The sequence below is a fragment of the Pseudomonas subflava genome (assembly GCF_023823685.1).
GTDB classification, from domain to species: Bacteria; Pseudomonadota; Gammaproteobacteria; order Pseudomonadales; family Pseudomonadaceae; genus Aquipseudomonas; species Aquipseudomonas subflava.
This window is the reverse complement of record NZ_JAMXBF010000013.1, coordinates 98,226-115,967: the sequence shown is the minus strand read 5'-3', so window position 1 is coordinate 115,967 and position 17,742 is coordinate 98,226. Positions and strand designations below refer to the sequence as shown.

17 protein-coding genes are annotated in these 17,742 nt (G+C 66.9%); 8 read left to right on the top strand and 9 right to left on the bottom strand.

Features of this window, described 5'->3' with window-relative positions; genetic code table 11:
* Positions 1–3 precede the first annotated feature (3 nt).
* The 3 genes from NF616_RS17680 to NF616_RS17670 all read right to left on the bottom strand — a co-directional run bounded on the left by NF616_RS17680 (position 4) and on the right by NF616_RS17670 (position 4,322).
* A complete protein-coding gene (locus NF616_RS17680; protein ID WP_252274735.1) occupies positions 4–1,593 on the bottom strand; it encodes an ABC transporter substrate-binding protein in 1,590 nt (529 codons plus the stop codon).
* A gap of 202 nt (positions 1,594–1,795) precedes the next feature.
* Positions 1,796–3,397: an ABC transporter substrate-binding protein gene (locus tag NF616_RS17675; protein ID WP_252274734.1), complete on the bottom strand. Its 1,602-nt coding sequence runs from the start codon at positions 3,395–3,397 to the stop codon at positions 1,796–1,798.
* Between the two features lie 211 nt (positions 3,398–3,608).
* Positions 3,609–4,322: an SIMPL domain-containing protein gene (locus NF616_RS17670; protein ID WP_252274732.1), complete on the bottom strand. Its 714-nt coding sequence runs from the start codon at positions 4,320–4,322 to the stop codon at positions 3,609–3,611.
* Positions 4,323–4,500: 178 nt separating this feature from the next.
* Here NF616_RS17670 and NF616_RS17665 point away from each other — a divergent pair, with 178 nt between their 5' ends.
* The 3 genes from NF616_RS17665 to NF616_RS17655 all read left to right on the top strand — a co-directional run bounded on the left by NF616_RS17665 (position 4,501) and on the right by NF616_RS17655 (position 7,345).
* Entirely contained in the window at positions 4,501–5,757 is a 1,257-nt protein-coding gene (locus NF616_RS17665) for an ATP-binding protein (protein ID WP_252274730.1), read from the top strand.
* A complete protein-coding gene (locus NF616_RS17660; RefSeq protein WP_252274728.1) occupies positions 5,750–6,310 on the top strand; it encodes a response regulator transcription factor in 561 nt (186 codons plus the stop codon). The genes NF616_RS17665 and NF616_RS17660 overlap by 8 nt, the downstream gene beginning before the upstream one ends.
* A 93-nt stretch (positions 6,311–6,403) precedes the next feature.
* Positions 6,404–7,345, top strand: a complete 942-nt coding sequence (locus tag NF616_RS17655) for an AEC family transporter (protein WP_252274726.1) — start codon at positions 6,404–6,406, stop codon at positions 7,343–7,345.
* A gap of 57 nt (positions 7,346–7,402) precedes the next feature.
* Here NF616_RS17655 and NF616_RS17650 read toward each other — a convergent pair whose 3' ends face one another.
* The 6 genes from NF616_RS17650 to gatC all read right to left on the bottom strand — a co-directional run bounded on the left by NF616_RS17650 (position 7,403) and on the right by gatC (position 12,746).
* A complete protein-coding gene (locus NF616_RS17650; protein ID WP_252274725.1) occupies positions 7,403–7,774 on the bottom strand; it encodes a carboxymuconolactone decarboxylase family protein in 372 nt (123 codons plus the stop codon).
* Positions 7,775–7,790: 16 nt separating this feature from the next.
* Positions 7,791–8,876: a calcium/sodium antiporter gene (locus tag NF616_RS17645; RefSeq protein ID WP_252274723.1), complete on the bottom strand. Its 1,086-nt coding sequence runs from the start codon at positions 8,874–8,876 to the stop codon at positions 7,791–7,793.
* 79 nt (positions 8,877–8,955) lie between these two features.
* The gene (locus tag NF616_RS17640; RefSeq protein WP_252274721.1) at positions 8,956–9,402 is read right to left on the bottom strand and encodes a septal ring lytic transglycosylase RlpA family protein; all 447 of its coding nucleotides are present in this window, start codon (positions 9,400–9,402) and stop codon (positions 8,956–8,958) included.
* A gap of 47 nt (positions 9,403–9,449) precedes the next feature.
* A complete protein-coding gene (gatB, locus tag NF616_RS17635) occupies positions 9,450–10,898 on the bottom strand; it encodes an Asp-tRNA(Asn)/Glu-tRNA(Gln) amidotransferase subunit GatB (protein ID WP_252274720.1) in 1,449 nt (482 codons plus the stop codon).
* A 92-nt stretch (positions 10,899–10,990) separates the two neighbouring features.
* A complete protein-coding gene (gatA, locus tag NF616_RS17630; protein WP_252274717.1) occupies positions 10,991–12,442 on the bottom strand; it encodes an Asp-tRNA(Asn)/Glu-tRNA(Gln) amidotransferase subunit GatA in 1,452 nt (483 codons plus the stop codon).
* Positions 12,443–12,458: 16 nt separating this feature from the next.
* A complete protein-coding gene (gatC, locus tag NF616_RS17625) occupies positions 12,459–12,746 on the bottom strand; it encodes an Asp-tRNA(Asn)/Glu-tRNA(Gln) amidotransferase subunit GatC (RefSeq protein ID WP_252274715.1) in 288 nt (95 codons plus the stop codon).
* 219 nt (positions 12,747–12,965) lie between these two features.
* On the opposite strand from gatC, the gene mreB reads away from it, so the two are divergent.
* From mreB to rng, 5 genes are all read left to right on the top strand, one after another.
* The gene (gene mreB, locus NF616_RS17620) at positions 12,966–14,003 is read left to right on the top strand and encodes a rod shape-determining protein MreB (protein WP_021701292.1); all 1,038 of its coding nucleotides are present in this window, start codon (positions 12,966–12,968) and stop codon (positions 14,001–14,003) included.
* Positions 14,004–14,131: 128 nt separating this feature from the next.
* Positions 14,132–15,097, top strand: coding sequence for a rod shape-determining protein MreC (gene mreC / locus NF616_RS17615; protein WP_252274714.1), 966 nt, complete (start codon positions 14,132–14,134; stop codon positions 15,095–15,097).
* Positions 15,097–15,585, top strand: coding sequence for a rod shape-determining protein MreD (gene mreD / locus NF616_RS17610; protein ID WP_252275068.1), 489 nt, complete (start codon positions 15,097–15,099; stop codon positions 15,583–15,585). The genes mreC and mreD overlap by 1 nt, the downstream gene beginning before the upstream one ends.
* Before the next feature lie 41 nt (positions 15,586–15,626).
* Entirely contained in the window at positions 15,627–16,211 is a 585-nt protein-coding gene (locus NF616_RS17605) for a Maf family protein (protein WP_252274712.1), read from the top strand.
* Positions 16,212–16,281: 70 nt separating this feature from the next.
* Entirely contained in the window at positions 16,282–17,739 is a 1,458-nt protein-coding gene (gene rng / locus NF616_RS17600; RefSeq protein WP_252274710.1) for a ribonuclease G, read from the top strand.
* Positions 17,740–17,742 lie beyond the last annotated feature (3 nt).

Here is a 17,742-nt window from a genome sequence, read left to right as displayed (position 1 = left end):
CTGTTATGGCTTGCGCCTCACATGGGCGAAATTGTTGGAGCCCAGCGGGCTGAGCACGAAGCCCTCGACGTCCTTGCGCAGCACGGCGAACTGCTTGGGATGGGCGAGGGCGATCCACGGCGCCTGGTCCTGGAAGATCGCCAGCGCCTCACGGTACAGCGCGGCGCGCCGCTGCGGTTCGGCGACCCGGCGGGCCTCGCGGATCAGCTGGTCGAACTCCTTGTGACACCAGCCGGCCTGGTTCTCGCCGCTCTCCGCGGCGGCGCAGGACAGGTTGGGGGTGAGGAAGTTGTCCGGGTCGCCGTTGTCGCCGGCCCAGCCCATGAACACCAGGTCGTGCTCGCCGTTCTTGGCGCGCTTGATCAGCTCGCCCCACTCGAACACGCGGATGTCCGCCTGGATGCCGATGGCGGCGAGGTCGGCCTGCAGCATCTGCGCGCCGATGCCCGGGTTGGGGTTGGTCGGGCCGCCGCCGGAACGGGTCCAGATCGACAGCTTCAGGCCTTTTTCATGACCGGCCTCGGCCAGCAGCTGGCGGGCACGCTCCAGGTCCTTGGGCCAGGGCTGCAGGCGCTCGTCGTAGCCGAGCAGGGTAGCCGGGTAGGGCGCCGCGGCCAGGGTGGCGTTGCCTTCGCCGTACTGGGCGCGCAGGTAGGCCTGGCGGTCGAACGCCAGGTTGATGGCCTGGCGCACGCGCACGTCGTCCAGCGGCTTGTGCCGGGTGTTGATGGCGACGTAGGCGGTGAGCAGCGAGTCCAGCTCCAGCACCTGCAGGTCCTTGTTCTCGCGCAGTGCCGGCACGTCGCTCGGTCGCGGGAACACGGCGATCTGGCAGGCGCCGGCCTTGAGCTGCTGGATGCGCGTGTTGGGATCGGGGGTGATGGCCAGCAGCAGCCGGTCGAGCGCCGGCTTGCCGCCCCAGTAGTGCGGGTTGCCGGCGAAGCGTACCTGGGCGTCCTTGGCGTAGCGCTCGAAGACGAAGGGCCCGGTGCCGATCGGCTGGCTATTGAGTTTCTGCGGCGTCTCGGCGTCCAGCAGTTGCTCGGCGTACTCGGCGGAATAGATGGAGGTGAAGCCCATGGCCAGGTCGGCCAGGAAGGGCGCCTCGGGGTGCTTCAGGGTGAAGCGCACACGGTGTTCGTCGAGCGCCTCGATCTTCTCGATCAGCTCGGCGAAGCCCATGGCCTCGAAATAGGGGTAGCCGCGCGGCGACAGCGCGTGCCACGGGTGATCCTTGTCGCGCTGGCGCTGGAAGCTCCACAGCACGTCATCGGCATTCAATTCGCGGCTCGGCTTGAACCAGGGCGTCTGGTGAAACTGCACACCCTTGCGCAGGGTGAAGGTGTAGGTCAGGCCGTCGGCGCCGACCTCCCAGCTCTCGGCCAGCGCCGGGACGATGCGGGTACTGCCGGGGGCGAACTGCACCAGGCGCTCGTAGACCGTCTCGGCCGAGGCGTCGGCGGTAGTGGCGGCGGTGTACTGGACGATGTCGAACCCTTCCGGGGCCGCCTCGGAGCAGACCACCAGGGACTGCGACTGGGCGAACGCCGGCAGGCCGGCGCAGAGCGCCAGGAGCATGAAGATGCTGCGCATGAATCCTTCCTTCTGCGGGTGAACCGGGCGGAGGCGAACGCTCCCGCCCGGTGCGCGGCTAGAAGTCAGCGCCGGGCTGGCTGCGCGTCGGAAAAGCTGCGTTGAAACCGGCTTCGGAATGCTCATTTACCCTCTGTAAACTCCGCTTCCTCAGCCGCTTTCGCCTTGCTTTTCTCTAGCTCGCCAGGCCCGCCACAGACTCCTACTTGCCGGCGCTCACGCCGTAGAAAGAGTTGAGCGCGAACGGGCTGATCTTGAAGTCCTGCACGTTCTTGCGCATCGGCTGGTACACGGTGGAGTGGGCGATCGGGGTGATCGGCACCTGGGCCTTGAGGATGTGCTGCGCCTGCTTGTACAGCTCGGTGCGCTGGGCCACGTCGGTAGTCGCCTTGGCCTGCTTGATCAGCTTGTCGTAGTCCTCGAAGCACCACTTGGAGAAGTTGTTGCCGTCGACCGCGTCGCAGCCGTACAGGGTGCCCAGCCAGTTGTCCGGGTCGCCGTTGTCGCCGCTCCAGCCGATCAACATGGCGTCGTGCTCGCCGCCCTTGGAACGCTTGATGTACTCGCCCCACTCGTAGGTGACGATCCGCGCCTTGATGCCGATTTTCGCCCAGTCGTTCTGCAGCAGCTCGGCCATCAGCTTGGCGTTGGGGTTGTACGGGCGCTGCACGGGCATGGCCCACAGGGTGATCTCGGTGCCTTCGGCGACGCCGGCGGCCTTGAGCAGCTCCTTGGCCTTCTCCGGGTTGTACTCGGTGCCCTTGATGCTCTCGTCGTAGGACCACTGGGTCGGAGGCATGCCGTTCACCGCCAGCTGGCCGGCGCCCTGGTACACGGCGTCGATGATCGCCTGCTTGTTCACCGCCATGTCCAGCGCCTGGCGCACCTCGAGCTTGTCGAACGGCTTGTGGGTGACGTTGTAGGCGATGTAGCCGAGGTTGAAGCCCGGCTGCGACGGCATGTTCAGGTTCGGGTCCTTCTTCAGGCCCTCGAGGTCGGCCGGGCGCGGCAGCAGGGTGATCTGGCACTCGCCGGCCTTGAGCTTCTGCATGCGCACCGAGGCGTCGGTGTTGATGGAGAAGATCAGGTTGTCGATCTTCACGTCATCCGGCTTCCAGTAGTTCTTGTTGCCGGTGAAGCGGATCTGCGCGTCCTTCTGGTAGCGCTTGAACACGAACGGGCCGGTGCCGATCGGCTTCTGGTTGATGTCGGCGGCCTTGCCGGCCTTGAGCAGCTGGTCGGCGTACTCGGCCGAGTGTACCGAGGCGAAGCTCATCGCCAGGTTCTGGATAAACGCGGCATCCACACTGTTCAAGGTGAACCTGACGGTGTGGTCGTCGAGCTTCTCCAGCTTGGCGATGTTGGCGTCCATGCCCATGTCGGTGAAGTAGGGGAACTCGGCCGGGTAGGCCTTGCGGAACGGGTGTTCCTTGTCGAGCATGCGCTGGAAGGTGAACAGCACGTCGTCGGCGTTGAATTCGCGGGACGGCTTGAAGTAGTCGGTGCTGTGGAACTTCACGCCCTTGCGCAGGTGGAAGGTGTAGGTGAGGCCATCGGCGGTGACATCCCACTTCTCGGCCAGGCCCGGCTCGACGGCGGTGCCGCCACGCTCGAACTGTGTAAGGCGGTTGAACATGGTTTCCGCGGTCGAATCGAAGTCGGTGCCGGTGGTGTACTGGCCCGGATCGAAACCGGCAGGGCTGCCTTCGGAGCAGAAAACCAGATTGCTGGCGGCGCTGGCGAGCGGTGCGCTGGCGATCAGCCCAGCGGCGAGAAGAGCCTGGATAACGGCGTTCTTACGCATGATGACCTCATGATTGTTTTGGTTTTGTCCCTGAGGGGCGCCTTGTGGGCGCCTTGCGTGAAGCTATGCACGGCATATGCCGTGGGCAAGCGCGAAACGCCACTGAGTGTAGAAGCTGTGACGAAGCTGTAATCCTTTGTCGCAATTGTGCAAGTTCGCCGGGCAAAGCTGGCCAAGCGCCAGCGCTGATGCGCCGGCGCGGGGCTCCGGATCAGGGCAGCTGCACCTCGATCACGCCATCGGCGCTCATGCTCACGCGGCTGGTGCCGGCCTCGATCTGCGGCGCGGCCTCGCTCTTGCTGAAACTGCCGCGGTCCATGGCCATGGCACGCATCGACATCACCGGCTGGAAGCCGCCGCTATTGAGGCTCAGGCTGACCAGCTTGTAGCCCTTGCCGCCGACCGCGTCGGTGGCCAGCTGGGCGCGGGCCTTGAAGGCCTCCACGGCCTGCTTGATCAACTGGTCCTCGCTGGTCTTGCGGGTGTCATCCGCCACGGCGAAGCTCATCTCGGCCATCTTCAGCTCGCCCAGCAGGTCGGCGGACAGCTGCGACAGGCGCGCGAACTCGGCGCTCTCCAGGCGCAGCTCGGCGCGTTCGCGCCAGGCGCTGATCTTGCTGCCTTCGTCCTCGTACACCGGGTAGCTCTGCCGGCTGCCCAGGCTGACCTTCACGCCCTGCACCTTGCGCGCCTTGTCGATGGCGGCGTTCAGCGTCTTGGTGACGCCGGCGGCCAGCTCGGCCGGATCGCTGCTCTGCGCCTCGGTGTAGAGGGTGACGTACATGCGGTCGTGGGCTACTTCCTGGCTCACTTCGGCGCGCAGCGACACCTGGTTGTAGCGCGGCTCGTCGGCCAGGGCCGGCAGGCTGGCGAGGGTGGCCAGGCCGAGGGCGAAGGTGGCGGCGAGGCGGTTGAGTGCGTGCATGGGAACTCCTTGCGGGTGGTTGTCCTGGTAGTTGACGAAGGGGTCAGACTATTCGGGTTAAGCGGCGTTCGCAGATTTCTTTGCCAGCATTGCCGGGCGGTTCGCGCTGCGTCCGGTTGCCGCAGGCAGACGGCCGCCCCGGAGCTCTGGTTATACTCGCCCCATGCCGCAGACATCCATGTACGCCCCCGTCCAGTTGCTCTCCGCCAGCCGCCAGAATCTCTGGCGTCTGACGCTCATCCGCGTGCTGGTGCTCGCCGCCCAGGCCGGCTCGGTGGGCATCGCCTACCTCACCGGCCTGCTGCCGCTGCCCTGGCTGCCGCTGTGCATCACCCTCGGCGTGTCCCTCGGCCTGTGCCTGACCACGGCGCTGCGCATGCGCGGTCCCTGGCCGGTGACCGAGCTGGAGTACACCGCGCAGCTGGCCTGCGACCTGGTGATCCACAGCGTGCTGCTGTACTACTCGGGCGGGCCGGCCAACCCCTTCGTTTCCTACTACCTAGTACCGCTGACCATCGCCGCGGCGACGCTCCCCTGGCTCAACACCATGGTCCTCTGCGGCCTCGGTCTGGCCGGCTACAGCGTGCTGCTGTTCTGGCCGCATCCGCTGAACATACCGCTGCCGCAGCGCGAATCGCTGCTGATCTACGGCATGTGGCTGTCGGTGGCCATGGCGGCGGTGCTGATCACCTTCTTCGCCGCCAAGATGGCCGGTGCGTTGCGTCGCCAGGACGAGCTGCAGGCGCTGCGTCGCGAGGAGGGCATGCGCGATCAGCAGCTGCTCGCCGTGGCCACCCAGGCCGCCGGCGCCGCCCACGAACTGGGCACGCCGCTGGCGACCATGAGCGTGCTGCTCAAGGAGCTGCGCCAGGAATACCGTGACAAGCCTGCCCTGCAGGACGACCTGGCGCTGCTGCAGGAGCAGGTCAAGCTATGCAAAGACACCCTGCAGCAACTGGTGCGCGCCGCCGAGGCCGAACGCCGGCAGGCGGTGGAAGAGCAGACCGCCGTGCAGTGGCTGGAGGCGACGCTGAACCGCTGGCACCTGATGCGCCCCGAGGCCACCTACCGCTTCCAGTGCCTGGGCGCCGGCCCGGTGCCGCGCCTGCTGCCGCCTGCCGACCTGACCCAGGCCCTGCTCAACCTGCTGAACAACGCCGCCGACGCCTGCCCCGACAAGCTCGACATCCGCCTCGACTGGGACGAGCAGTGGACGCGGCTGAGCATCCGCGACCACGGTGCCGGCGTGCCGCTGGCCATCGCCGAGCAGATCGGCCGGCCGTTCTTCACCACCAAGGGCAAGGGCTTCGGCCTCGGCCTGTTCCTCAGCCAGGCCAGCGTGACGCGGGCCGGCGGCTCGGTGAAACTCTACAACCACGAAGAGGGCGGCACGCTGACGGAACTGTGCCTGCCCAGGGGAGACCATCATGTCTGACGAACAGCTCAACGAGCAGGAAGAACAACCGCACCTGCTGCTGGTGGACGACGATCCCACCTTCACCCGCGTCATGGCCCGCGCCATGGAGCGTCGCGGCCTGCGCGTGAGCGTGGCCAACTCGGCGGAGGAAGGCCTGGTCCTGGCCCGGGACGACCTGCCCGACTACGCGGTGCTCGACCTGAAGATGGAAGGCGATTCCGGTCTGGTGCTGCTGCCCAAGCTGCTGGAGCTGGATGCCGAGATGCGCGTGGTGATCCTCACCGGCTATTCGAGCATCGCCACCGCCGTGGAGGCGATCAAGCGCGGCGCCACCAACTACCTGTGCAAGCCGGCCGACGCCGACGATGTGCTCACCGCGCTGCTCTCCGAGCACGCCGACCTCACCACCCTGGTGCCGGAAAACCCCATGTCGGTGGACCGCCTGCAGTGGGAGCACATCCAGCGCGTGCTGTCCGAGCACGACGGCAACATCTCCGCCACCGCCCGCGCCCTCGGCATGCACCGCCGCACCCTGCAGCGCAAGTTGCAGAAGCGTCCGGTTCGGCGATAGAAGAGTCGGCGGATGCGTTCGCGTCCGCCGAATGCCCACGGTCCCGGCTGCAGCGGCTATCATTAGCTACCTAACCATGTAGTCAGGATTGTCATGTTCGACGTCTTCCAGCAGACCCTGGCCATCACCGCGCCGGTCTTCTCCATGCTGTTCCTCGGCATGGGCCTCAAGCGTCTGCGCCTGATCGACACGCACTTCATCAACACCGCGTCGGCGCTGGTGTTCCACGTCAGCATGCCGGTGATGCTGTTCCTCGCCATTCTCCACGCCGACCTCTCCACCGCGCTGCAGCCGACCCTGCTCGGCTATTTCGTGCTGGCCTCGGTGGCCGGTTTCCTGCTGGCGTGGGGCTGGGCGCTGCTGCGGGTGCCGCGGGCCGAGCGCGGTGTCTACGTGCAGGGCTCGTTCCGCGGCAACAACGGCATCGTCGGGCTGGCGCTGGCGACCAGCCTGTACGGCGAGTACGGCCTGTCGCTGGGCGGCATCCTCGGTGGCGTGGTGATCCTCTGCTACAACACCCTTTCGGTGATCGTGCTGGAGGTCTACAACCCGAACGCCAAGGCCAGCCCCTGGAGCATCCTCAAGAGCATCCTGAGCAACCCGCTGATCATCGGCGTGCTGGCGGCGATTCCCTTCGCCTATTGGCAGATTCGTCTGCCGGGGTGGCTGACCACCTCGGGCCAGTATCTGGCCGAGCTGACCCTGCCGCTGGCGCTGATCTGCATCGGCGGCACCCTGTCACTGGCCTCGTTGCGCGCCAGCGGCGCGGTGGCTGTGGGCGCGAGTCTGATGAAGATGGTCTGGCTGCCGATCCTGGCGACCGCCGGTGCCTTCTTCATAGGCTTTCGCGAGGCCGAGCTGGCCATCCTCTTCCTCTACTTCGCCAGCCCCACCGCGGCCGCCAGCTACGTGATGGCCCGCGCCTCCGGCGGCAACGCCGAGCTGGCGGCGGCGATCATCGTCATCACCACGTTGATGGCGGTGGTGACGACCAACCTCGGCCTGTTCGTGCTGCAGTGGGGCGGCTGGATCTGAGGTAGGGGCGCCGCGCGCACCGCCCGGGCGATTGGCGAGACGGCGCCATGGCACACCTTACGATTGCTGCTCGATCACTTCCTGGGCCGCGCGAAATGCGTCGATGGCCGCCGGTACGCCGGCGTACACGGCGCAGTGCAGCAGCGCCTCGCGGATTTCTTCCACGGTGCAGCCGTTGTTCAGCGCGCCGCGCACATGGCCCTTGAGCTCCTGCGGGCATTTCAGCGCCGTGAGGGTGGCGAGGGTGATCAGGCTGCGGGTCTTGCGGTCCAGGCCTTCGCGGGTCCAGACGCCACCCCAGGCGTGTTCGTTGACGAACTCCTGCAGCGGCCGGGTGAACTCGGTGGCATTGTTCAGGGCGCGGTCGACGAAGGCGTCGCCCATCACCTGCCGGCGAACCTGCTCGCCGGCGCTGGCGTTATCACTCATCTAAAAGCTCCGATCATCAGCGCTGGCGATGCCAGGCGCGGGCGCCGATCACCATCAGGGTGACGGCGGTCAGCGGCAGGACGAAGGTCAGCATGGCGTGCTGGAACGCGCCGAGCCAGGGCGCGCCGTTGCTGTTCATGATCAGGTAGGCGGTGTACAGCGCGTAGTAGGCGATGAACAGCGCACCTTCCCAACGGTTGATGCTGTAGCCGTTGAAGAAGATCGGCAGGCAGGCGATGGCCACCGCGATCATCACCGGGAAGTCGAAGGCCAGGGCGTTGGCCGCCACCGGGATGGCGGTCGGCGATACCAGCGAGGCCAGACCCAGCACGCAGAACAGGTTGAAGATGTTGCTGCCGACGATATTGCCCACGGCGATGTCACGCTCGCCCTTGAAGGCGGCCATCACCGAGGTGGCCAGTTCCGGCAGCGACGTGCCGACCGCGACCACCGTCAGGCCGATCACCAGTTCCGACATGCCCAGGGCGCGGGCCAGCTGCACGGCGCCCTCGACCAGGAAGTTTGAGCCGCCCACCAGCAGGGCCAGGCCGACGATCACCAGGCCGGCGTTGATCGCCCAGGCGTAGGGCTTGGGCGCGTCGTGCAGGCCGTACTCGGTGTCGAACTCGTCGGCGCCCGCGGTCTTGCTTTCGCGGCGGCTGCTGATGATGAGGAACGCGGTGTAGGCGACCACGCCGGCGAACAGCAGGGCGCCGTCCAGGCGGCTCAGGCTGCCGTCCCAGGCCAGGGCGAAGGTGAGCAGGCTGGCACCGATCATGATCGGCACGTCCAGGCGGATCAGCTGGCGCGACACCAGCAGCGGCGCCACCAGCGCGGTGATGCCGAGGATCAGTAGGACGTTGGCGATGTTGCTGCCGACCACGTTGCCGATGGCCAGGTCGCCGCTGCCGTTCCAGGCCGCCTGCACGCTGACCGCGGTTTCCGGCGCGCTGGTGCCGAACGCGACCACGGTCAGACCAATGATCAGGGGTGGAATGCCGAACTGTGCGGCGAGGCGCGCGGCGCCACGTACCAGCACCTCGGCGCCGACGACCAGCAGCACCAGGCCGGCGAGCAGATAGACGTAAGTCATGGGGGACATGCGGGGGCTCCTTGCACAAATCGGCACAGCATACCCAAGCCGGGCCGTTGCTCGCCCGCTTGGAGTGTTGCGTCTGGCTTCAGTCCAGGCTTTCCACGCGCACCTGGGCCACCCCGGCGCGCAGCATGCCGAGCTCCCGGGCGGCGGCCTGGGTCAGGTCGATCAGGCGCCCGCGGGTGTGTGGGCCGCGGTCGGTGATGCGCACCACCACCGAGCGATCGTTGGCCAGGTTGGTGACCTTCACCCGCGTGCCGAACGGCAGCTCGCGGTGGGCGGCGGTGAGGGCGTTGTTGTTCAACCGTTCGCCATTGGCGGTGCGCCGGCCGTGGTGGCGCGAGGCGTAGTAGGAGGCCTTGCCCTTGGCGCGGTAGCTCGGCTTGGGGGCGGCCGCTTCGACAGGCGCGGACGGCTCGACCGAGGGTTGGCCGTGCGGCGCCGGCGTGGGCGGCGGACGCTGCCCGGTGGGCTGGCTGGCGCAACCGGCCAGCAGCGCCAGGGGCAGGAGGAGGGTCACGATCTTGCGCATGGCGGCTCCCGAAAAGAAGAACGCCGGGGCATCCCGGCGTTGCGCTCTCAGCCTTCGAGCTTCTTCTTCAGCAGTTCGTTCACCTGGCCCGGATTGGCCTTGCCCTTGGAAGCCTTCATGGCCTGGCCGACGAAGAAGCCGAACATCTTGCCGCGCTTGGCCTCGTCGCTGGCGCGGTACTGCTCGACCTGCTCGGCGTTGGCTGCGAGCACTTCGTCGAGCATCTTCTCGATGGCGCCAGAGTCGGTCACCTGCTTCAGGCCCTTGGCCTCGATGATGGCATCGGCGGACTCGCCGCTACCCTCGGCCATGGCCTCGAACACCATCTTGGCGATCTTGCCGCTGATGGTGTTGTCCTTGATGCGCAGGATCATGCCACCGAGCTGCTCGGCGGACACCGGCGACTGTTCGATCTCCAGGTTGTCCTTGTTGAGCAGGCTGGACAGCTCGCCCATCACCCAGTTGGCGGCCAGCTTGGCGTCGCCACAGGTCTTTTCGACGGCTTCGAAGTAGTCGGCCAGCTCGCGGCTCGCGCTCAATACGCTGGCGTCGTAGGTGGACAGGCCGAACTGTGACTCGAAGCGCTCGCGCTTCTGTGTCGGCAGTTCCGGCAGTTGGCCGCGTACTTCGTCGAGGAAGCTCTGCTCAATCACCACCGGCAGCAGGTCCGGGCAGGGGAAGTAACGGTAGTCGTTGGCTTCTTCCTTGCTGCGCATGGAGCGGGTCTGATCCTTGTTCGGGTCGTACAGGCGGGTTTCCTGCACCACCTTGCCGCCGTCCTCGATCAGCTCGATCTGGCGCTGCACTTCGTGGTTGATCGCCTTTTCGATAAAGCGGAACGAATTGACGTTCTTGATCTCCGCGCGGGTGCCAAACTCGGCCTGGCCTTTCGGTCGTACCGAAACGTTGCAGTCGCAGCGCAGCGAGCCTTCGGCCATGTTGCCGTCGCAGATGCCCAGGTAGCGCACCAGGGCGTGGATGGCCTTCACATAGGCTACGGCTTCCTTGGCCGAACGGATATCCGGCTCGGAGACGATTTCCAACAGTGGGGTGCCGGCGCGGTTCAGGTCGATGCCGCTCATGCCATGGAAGTCTTCGTGCAGGCTCTTGCCGGCGTCTTCCTCCAGGTGCGCGCGGGTGATGCCGATGCGCTTGACGGTGCCGTCTTCCAGGGTGATGTCCAGATGCCCCTTGCCGACGATGGGGTCGTCCATCTGGCTGGTCTGGTAGCCCTTGGGCAGGTCCGGGTAGAAGTAGTTCTTGCGGGCGAAGATGTTCTTCGGCGCGATATACGCGTCGATGGCCAGGCCGAACTTGCAGGCCATGCGCACGGCTTCGGCGTTGAGCACCGGCAGGGTGCCGGGCATGCCGAGGTCGATCAGGCTGGCCTGGGTGTTGGGCTCGGCGCCGAAGGTGGTGGCGCTGCCAGAGAAAATCTTCGACTGGGTGCTGAGCTGAGCGTGGATCTCAAGCCCGATCACGGTTTCCCATTGCATGTGCGTGTTCCTCAATCCTGTGTGGCCTGCGGCAATCCTCTCCCGCCCCTGTGAAGGGGCGAGGGGGCGGGGCCGCATGGCTTCGCCATGACTTAAAAGCCGGCCGGGGCGCGAGTGTGCCAGTCGGATACTTGCTGGTACTGGTGCGCCACGTTGAGCAGGCGACCTTCCTGGAAGTAGGGGGCGAGCAGCTGCACGCCGACCGGCAGGCCGTCGACGAAGCCGGCGGGCATGGACAGGCCCGGGATGCCGGCGAGGTTGGCGGTGATGGTGTAGATGTCTTCCAGGTAGGCCGAGACCGGATCGGCGCTCTTCTCGCCGAGCTTCCAGGCCGGGTTCGGCGTGGTCGGGCCGAGGATCAGGTCGACGTCGTTGAACGCGGCGACGAAGTCGTTCTTGATCAGGCGGCGGATCTGCTGGGCCTTGATGTAGTAGGCGTCGTAGTAGCCGGCGGACAGGGCGTAGGTGCCGACCATGATGCGGCGTTTGACTTCCGCGCCGAAACCTTCGCCGCGCGAGCGCTTGTACAGGTCTTCGAGGTTGACCGGGTTCTCGCAGCGGTAGCCGAAGCGCACGCCGTCGAAGCGCGACAGGTTGGAGCTGGCCTCGGCCGGCGCGATCACGTAGTAGGCGGGAATCGCGTGCTGCATGTTCGGCAGGCTGATGTCCTTGACGGTCGCGCCGAGCTTCTTCAGCTCCTCGACCACCGCCAGCACGGCGTCGGCGATGCGGCTGTCGAGGCCGGCGCCGAAGTATTCCTTGGGTAGGCCGATGCGCAGGCCGGCCAGCGGTTGGCTCAGGGCCGCCAGGTAGTCATCGACCGGCTGATCGACGCTGGTCGAGTCCTTGGGATCGAAGCCGGCCATGGCCTGCAGCATCAGTGCGCAATCCTCGGCGGTGCGGGCCAGCGGGCCGCCCTGATCGAGGCTGGAGGCGTAAGCGATCATGCCCCAGCGGGAGACGCGGCCGTAGGTCGGCTTGATCCCGGTGAGGTTGGTCAGCGCGGCGGGCTGGCGGATCGAACCGCCGGTGTCGGTGCCGGTGGCGGCCGGCAGCAGGCGCGCGGCCACGGCGGCGGCGGAGCCACCGGAGGAGCCGCCCGGCACGCGGGTCAGGTCCCAGGGGTTCTTCACCGCGCCGTAGTGGCTGGACTCGTTGGCCGAGCCCATGGCGAACTCGTCCATGTTCAGCTTGCCCAGGGTGACGCTGCCGGCGGCGGCCAGCTTGTCGACCACGGTGGCGTCGTAGGGCGCCTTGAAGCCGGTGAGGATCTTCGAGCCGCAACTGGTCAGCACGCCATGGGTGCAGAACAGGTCCTTGTGGCCGATCGGCGCGCCGAGCAGGGCGCCGCTCTCGCCGGCGGCGCGGCGGGCGTCGGCAGCCTTGGCCTGCTCGCGCGCCAGGTCGGCGGTCACGGTGATGAAGCTGTTCAGCTGCGGGTCGAGCTGGGCGATGCGCGCCAGCAGGCTTTCGGTCAGCTCGACGGAGGAGAAGGTCTTGTCCTTCAGGCCGCGGGCGATCTCGGCCAGGGTCATTTGATGCATGGGAAACCCTTTCCTTTTATTCGATGACTTTCGGCACGAGGAACAGGCCGCTTTCCACGGCCGGAGCGACCGCCTGGTAAGCGTCGCGCTGGTTCTGCTCGGTGACGGCGTCGGCGCGCAGGCGCTGGGTGGCTTCCAGCGGGTGGGCCAGGGGCTCGATGCCGCTGGTGTCGACCGCCTGCATGGCGTCGACCAGGCCGAGGATGCTGTTGAGGGTGGCGGTGGTCTGCGGAATCTCGCCTTCGCTCAGGCCGAGGCGGGCCAGATGGGCAATTTTTTCCACGTCGGAGCGTTCGAGCGCCATCGTGTTTCTCCAGGAATCGAGCGGGTGACCGGGCGGAAGCAGGCGGGGAACGGTTGCCGCGCGGGGCGGTCAGATGCCGCGTTTTGTGGGCTGCAAGGCCCGGAAAAGCGGGCAATTTAGCATAGACGGCGCCTTGCCCAAAAGGCCGCTCGTTGTTAGAGTTTGCCGCACTTTTTTACCCAGCGTTTTCACCACGCTCCCTCTAGGGTTCATCTCCACATGTTCAAGAAACTGCGTGGCATGTTCTCCAGCGATCTGTCGATCGACCTGGGCACTGCCAATACCCTGATCTATGTCCGCGAGCGCGGTATCGTGCTGAACGAGCCTTCCGTGGTCGCCATTCGCAGCAGCGGCAACCAGAAGAGTGTGGTCGCCGTCGGTACCGAGGCCAAGCGCATGCTGGGCCGTACCCCGGGCAACATTTCCGCCATCCGCCCGATGAAGGACGGCGTGATCGCCGACTTCAGCGTCTGCGAGAAGATGCTGCAGTACTTCATCAACAAGGTGCACGAGAACAGCTTCCTGCAGCCCTCGCCACGCGTGCTGATCTGCGTGCCGTGCAAGTCGACCCAGGTCGAGCGCCGCGCCATCCGCGAATCCGCCCTCGGCGCCGGCGCCCGTGAAGTGTTCCTGATCGAAGAGCCGATGGCCGCCGCCATCGGTGCCGGCCTGCCGGTCGAAGAGGCCCGCGGTTCGATGGTCGTCGACATCGGCGGTGGCACCACCGAAATCGCCCTGATCTCGCTGAACGGCGTGGTCTACGCCGAATCCGTGCGCGTCGGTGGCGACCGCTTCGACGAAGCTATCATCACCTACGTGCGCCGCAACTACGGCTCGCTGATCGGCGAATCCACCGCCGAGCGCATCAAGCAGGAAATCGGCACCGCCTACGCCGGTGGCGACGTGCGTGAAGTCGACGTCCGCGGCCGCAACCTGGCCGAAGGCGTACCGCGCAGCTTCACCCTGAACTCCAACGAGGTGCTGGAGGCTCTGCAGGAGTCCCTGGCGACCATCGTTCAGGCCGTGAAGAGCGCCCTGGAACAGTCCCCGCCCGAGCTGGCCTCGGACATCGCCGAGCGCGGCCTGGTGCTGACCGGCGGTGGCGCCCTGCTGCGCGACCTGGACAAGCTGCTGGCTCAGGAAACCGGTCTGCCGGTGATCGTCGCCGAAGACCCGCTGACCTGCGTGGCGCGCGGCGGTGGCCGTGCCCTGGAGATGATGGACCGTCACTCCATGGATCTGCTGTCCACCGAGTGACAGTGCCCGTGGTATACCGAAGCCGGAAGCCGAACCTTCCGGCTTTGTGTTTTCTAGCCGCCAGCTGAAGGGGATTCGCCATCAAACCGCTATTCGCCAAGGGACCGTCGCTGGGCGTACGACTGCTGGTGCTGGTCGTGCTTTCCGTCGCGCTGATGGTGGTGGATGCGCGTTTCGAGGTGCTCCAGCCGCTGCGTACCCAGGTCGGCCTGATCACCGAGCCGGCCTACCGCGTCGCGCGCCTGCCGGTGACCCTGTGGGAAGGCGTGACCCAGCAGTTCAGCAGCCGCAGCGAACTGATGGCGGAGAACGAGAAGCTCAAGGCCGAGGGGCTGCTGATGCAGGGCCGGCTGCAGAAGCTGGCGACCCTCACCGAACAGAACGTGCGCCTGCGCGAGCTGCTGAATTCCGCCGCGCTGGTCGACGAGCGCGTGCTGGTCACCGAGCTGATCGGCGTCGATCCCAATCCGTTCACCCACCGCATCCTGATCGACAAGGGCGAGCGCGACGGCGTGTTCCTCGGCCAGCCGGTGCTCGACGCCCGCGGCCTGATGGGCCAGGTGGTCGAGGTGATGCCCTACACCGCCCGCGTGCTGCTGCTCACCGACACCAACCACAGCATCCCGGTGCAGGTGAACCGCAACGGCCTGCGCGCCATCGCCGCCGGCACCGGCAACCCGGAGCGTCTGGAGCTGCGCCACGTGGCCGACACGGCGGATATAAAAGAGGGCGATCTGCTGGTCAGCTCCGGCATGGGCCAGCGCTTCCCGGCCGGCTATCCGGTGGCCACGGTCAAGGAAGTGGTGCACGACTCCGGCCAGCCCTTCGCCATTGTCCGCGCCGTGCCCACCGCGGCGCTCAATCGCAGCCGCTACATGCTGCTGGTGTTCACCGACGAGCGCACGCCTGAAGAGCGCGCCACCGAGGCGGCCCAGGCCCAGGAAGCGGCCGACCGCGAGGCCGCCGGCGAGCCTGCGCCCGCCACGCCGGTGCAGCCGGAAGCGGCACCCAGCGCCCCGACACCGGCGCAACCGGCGGCCGCTCCGGCGCCTGCCACCCCCGCCGCTCCGGCCGTCGAACGGGAGAATCAATGATGGTCCAGGCCAAGGCACGCAACGGCTGGATGATCTGGGCCAGCCTCCTGCTCGGTCTGCTGCTCAGCGTGGCGCCACTGCCGCAATTCATGGAGATCGGCCGCCCGCTGTGGCTGGCGCTGTTCCTCTCCTACTGGGTGCTGGCCCTGCCGCACCGCATCGGCATGATCACCGCGTGGTCCGTCGGCCTGATCGAGGACGTGCTGTATGGCTCGCTGCTCGGGCAGAACGCGCTGATCCTCACGCTGATCGTGTTCCTGGTCCTCTCGCTGCAGCGGCGTCTGCAGATGTTCCCCATGTGGCAGCAGAGCCTGGTGCTGCTGGTGGTGTTCGGCATCGCCCAGCTGGTGCAGCTGTGGCTCAACGCGCTGACCGGCAACCGGCCGCCGACCCTGGCCTTCGTGCTGCCGGCGCTGATCAGCGCCTTGCTCTGGCCCTGGGTGTTCGCCATCCTGCGCTGGCTGCAACTGCGATTCGGCGTGCGCTGAGCGCGCCTTTCCCCTCCATTCCTGCGACAGGGAGATGTCTCATGGCCATGCTTCACCTGGCCTCGGGTTCCCCCCGCCGGCGCGAGCTGCTGGCGCAGATCGGTGTGCCCTTCGTCACGCTAATCGCCTCCATCGATGAAACGGCATTGCCCGGCGAGCCCGCGGAGCGCTATGTAGAGCGTCTGGCGTGGGAAAAGGCGCAGGCCGGTCTGACGACCCTAAAAGACAAGGACCAGGCCGTGGTGCTGGGCGCCGACACCGCCGTGGTGCTCGACGGACGCATCCTCGGCAAGCCGGAGAGCCGCGCCGATGGGCTGGCGACGCTGGCCGCGCTGTCCGGGCGCGAGCATCAGGTGCTGACCGCCGTGGCGCTGGTCGATGCGCAGCGCGTCGAGTCGCGGGTGGTGGCCAGCCGGGTACGTTTCCGCGCGCTGCGCCCCGGCGAGGCCGAGGCGTACTGGGACACCGGCGAGCCGCGGGACAAGGCGGGCAGCTATGGTATTCAAGGGCTGGCGGCGGTGTTCGTCAGCCAGCTCGAGGGCAGCTATTCGGCCGTGGTCGGCCTGCCGCTGTGCGAAACCGCGCAGTTGCTGGAGAAGTTCGGGATTCCATGCTGGCAGGCCTGACCTGCCGGACCCAATCAGAGCGTATGGCGGCGGCCCCTGGCCAGCAGTCGCGCCGTGCAGAGTAGGACGCATGAGCGAAGAGATCCTGATCAACATCACGCCGATGGAGTCGCGCGTGGCGGTGGTGGAAAACGGCGTGCTGCAGGAGGTGCATGTCGAGCGCACGCAGAAGCGCGGCATCGTCGGCAATATCTACAAGGGCAAGGTGGTGCGGGTGCTGCCGGGCATGCAGGCGGCCTTCGTCGACATCGGCCTGGATCGCGCGGCCTTCATCCACGCCGCGGAGATTTCCAACCGCGAGGGCAGCGCCGTGGAGTCCATCGGCGCCCTGGTCCACGAGGGCCAGAGCCTGGTGGTGCAGGTGACCAAGGACCCGATCGGCACCAAGGGCGCGCGTCTGACCACGCACCTGTCGATCCCGTCCCGCTACCTCGTCTACATGCCGCGCACCGCTCACGTCGGCATCTCGCTGAAGATCGAGGATGAAGGCGAGCGCGAACGCCTCAAGCAGGTGGTGGCCGACTGCGTCGCCGCCGAAGGCATCGAGGAGGCCGGCGGTTTCATCCTGCGCACCGCGGCCGAAGGCGCCGGCCAGGACGAGATCCTGGTCGACATCCGCTATCTGCGCCGCCTGTGGGAGCAGATCGCCGCCCAGATGAAGACCGCGCCGACGCCCTCGGTGATCTACGAGGACCTGTCCCTGGCGCTGCGCACCCTGCGCGACCTGGTCAACCCGAAGATCGAGAAGATCCGCATCGACTCGAGGGAGACCTTCGGCAAGATCACCCAGTTCGTCGACGAGCTGATGCCGGAAATCGCCGATCGCCTGGAGCATTATCCCGGCGAGCGGCCGATCTTCGACCTGTACGGCGTCGAGGACGAAATCCAGCGCGCCCTGGAGCGCAAGGTGCCGCTGAAGTCCGGCGGCTACCTGGTGGTCGACCCGGCCGAGGCGATGTCGACCATCGACGTCAACACCGGCGCCTTCGTCGGCCACCGCACCCTCGAGGAAACCATCTTCAAGACCAACCTCGAGGCCGCCACCGCCATCGCCCGCCAGCTGCGCCTGCGCAACCTGGGCGGGATCATCATTATCGACTTCATCGACATGGAGGACGGCGAACACCAGCGCCAGGTCCTGCGCACGCTGGAAAAGCAGCTGGAGCGCGACCATGCCAAGACCAACATCATCGGCATCACCGAGCTGGGCCTGGTGCAGATGACGCGCAAGCGCACCCGCGAGAGCCTCGAGCAGGTGCTGTGCGAGCCGTGCAGCGCCTGCCAGGGCCGCGGCAAGCTGAAGACGCCGGAGACCATCTGCTACGAGATCTTCCGCGAGATCCTGCGCGAGGCCCGTGCCTACCAGGCCGAGGGCTACCTGGTGCTGGCCAACCAGAAGGTGGTCGACCGCCTGCTCGACGAGGAATCGGGCAACGTCGCCGATCTGGAGGCCTTCATCGGCCGCACCATCAAGTTCCAGGTGGAGAGCATGTATTCCCAGGAACAGTACGATGTGGTGCTGCTCTGAGCC

Excerpts from the sequence above, each read along its gene's own strand:
- NF616_RS17680 (WP_252274735.1), bottom strand. The coding sequence starts at position 1,593 with ATGCGCAGCATCTTCATGCTCCTGGCGCTCTGCGCCGGCCTGCCGGCG.
- NF616_RS17675 (WP_252274734.1), bottom strand. The coding sequence starts at position 3,397 with ATGCGTAAGAACGCCGTTATCCAGGCTCTTCTCGCCGCTGGGCTGATC.
- NF616_RS17670 (WP_252274732.1), bottom strand. The coding sequence starts at position 4,322 with ATGCACGCACTCAACCGCCTCGCCGCCACCTTCGCCCTCGGCCTGGCC.
- NF616_RS17665 (WP_252274730.1), top strand. The coding sequence starts at position 4,501 with ATGTACGCCCCCGTCCAGTTGCTCTCCGCCAGCCGCCAGAATCTCTGG.
- NF616_RS17660 (WP_252274728.1), top strand. The coding sequence starts at position 5,750 with ATGTCTGACGAACAGCTCAACGAGCAGGAAGAACAACCGCACCTGCTG.
- NF616_RS17655 (WP_252274726.1), top strand. The coding sequence starts at position 6,404 with ATGTTCGACGTCTTCCAGCAGACCCTGGCCATCACCGCGCCGGTCTTC.
- NF616_RS17650 (WP_252274725.1), bottom strand. The coding sequence starts at position 7,774 with ATGAGTGATAACGCCAGCGCCGGCGAGCAGGTTCGCCGGCAGGTGATG.
- NF616_RS17645 (WP_252274723.1), bottom strand. The coding sequence starts at position 8,876 with ATGTCCCCCATGACTTACGTCTATCTGCTCGCCGGCCTGGTGCTGCTG.
- NF616_RS17640 (WP_252274721.1), bottom strand. The coding sequence starts at position 9,402 with ATGCGCAAGATCGTGACCCTCCTCCTGCCCCTGGCGCTGCTGGCCGGT.
- gatB (WP_252274720.1), bottom strand. The coding sequence starts at position 10,898 with ATGCAATGGGAAACCGTGATCGGGCTTGAGATCCACGCTCAGCTCAGC.
- gatA (WP_252274717.1), bottom strand. The coding sequence starts at position 12,442 with ATGCATCAAATGACCCTGGCCGAGATCGCCCGCGGCCTGAAGGACAAG.
- gatC (WP_252274715.1), bottom strand. The coding sequence starts at position 12,746 with ATGGCGCTCGAACGCTCCGACGTGGAAAAAATTGCCCATCTGGCCCGC.
- mreB (WP_021701292.1), top strand. The coding sequence starts at position 12,966 with ATGTTCAAGAAACTGCGTGGCATGTTCTCCAGCGATCTGTCGATCGAC.
- mreD (WP_252275068.1), top strand. The coding sequence starts at position 15,097 with ATGGTCCAGGCCAAGGCACGCAACGGCTGGATGATCTGGGCCAGCCTC.
- NF616_RS17605 (WP_252274712.1), top strand. The coding sequence starts at position 15,627 with ATGGCCATGCTTCACCTGGCCTCGGGTTCCCCCCGCCGGCGCGAGCTG.
- rng (WP_252274710.1), top strand. The coding sequence starts at position 16,282 with ATGAGCGAAGAGATCCTGATCAACATCACGCCGATGGAGTCGCGCGTG.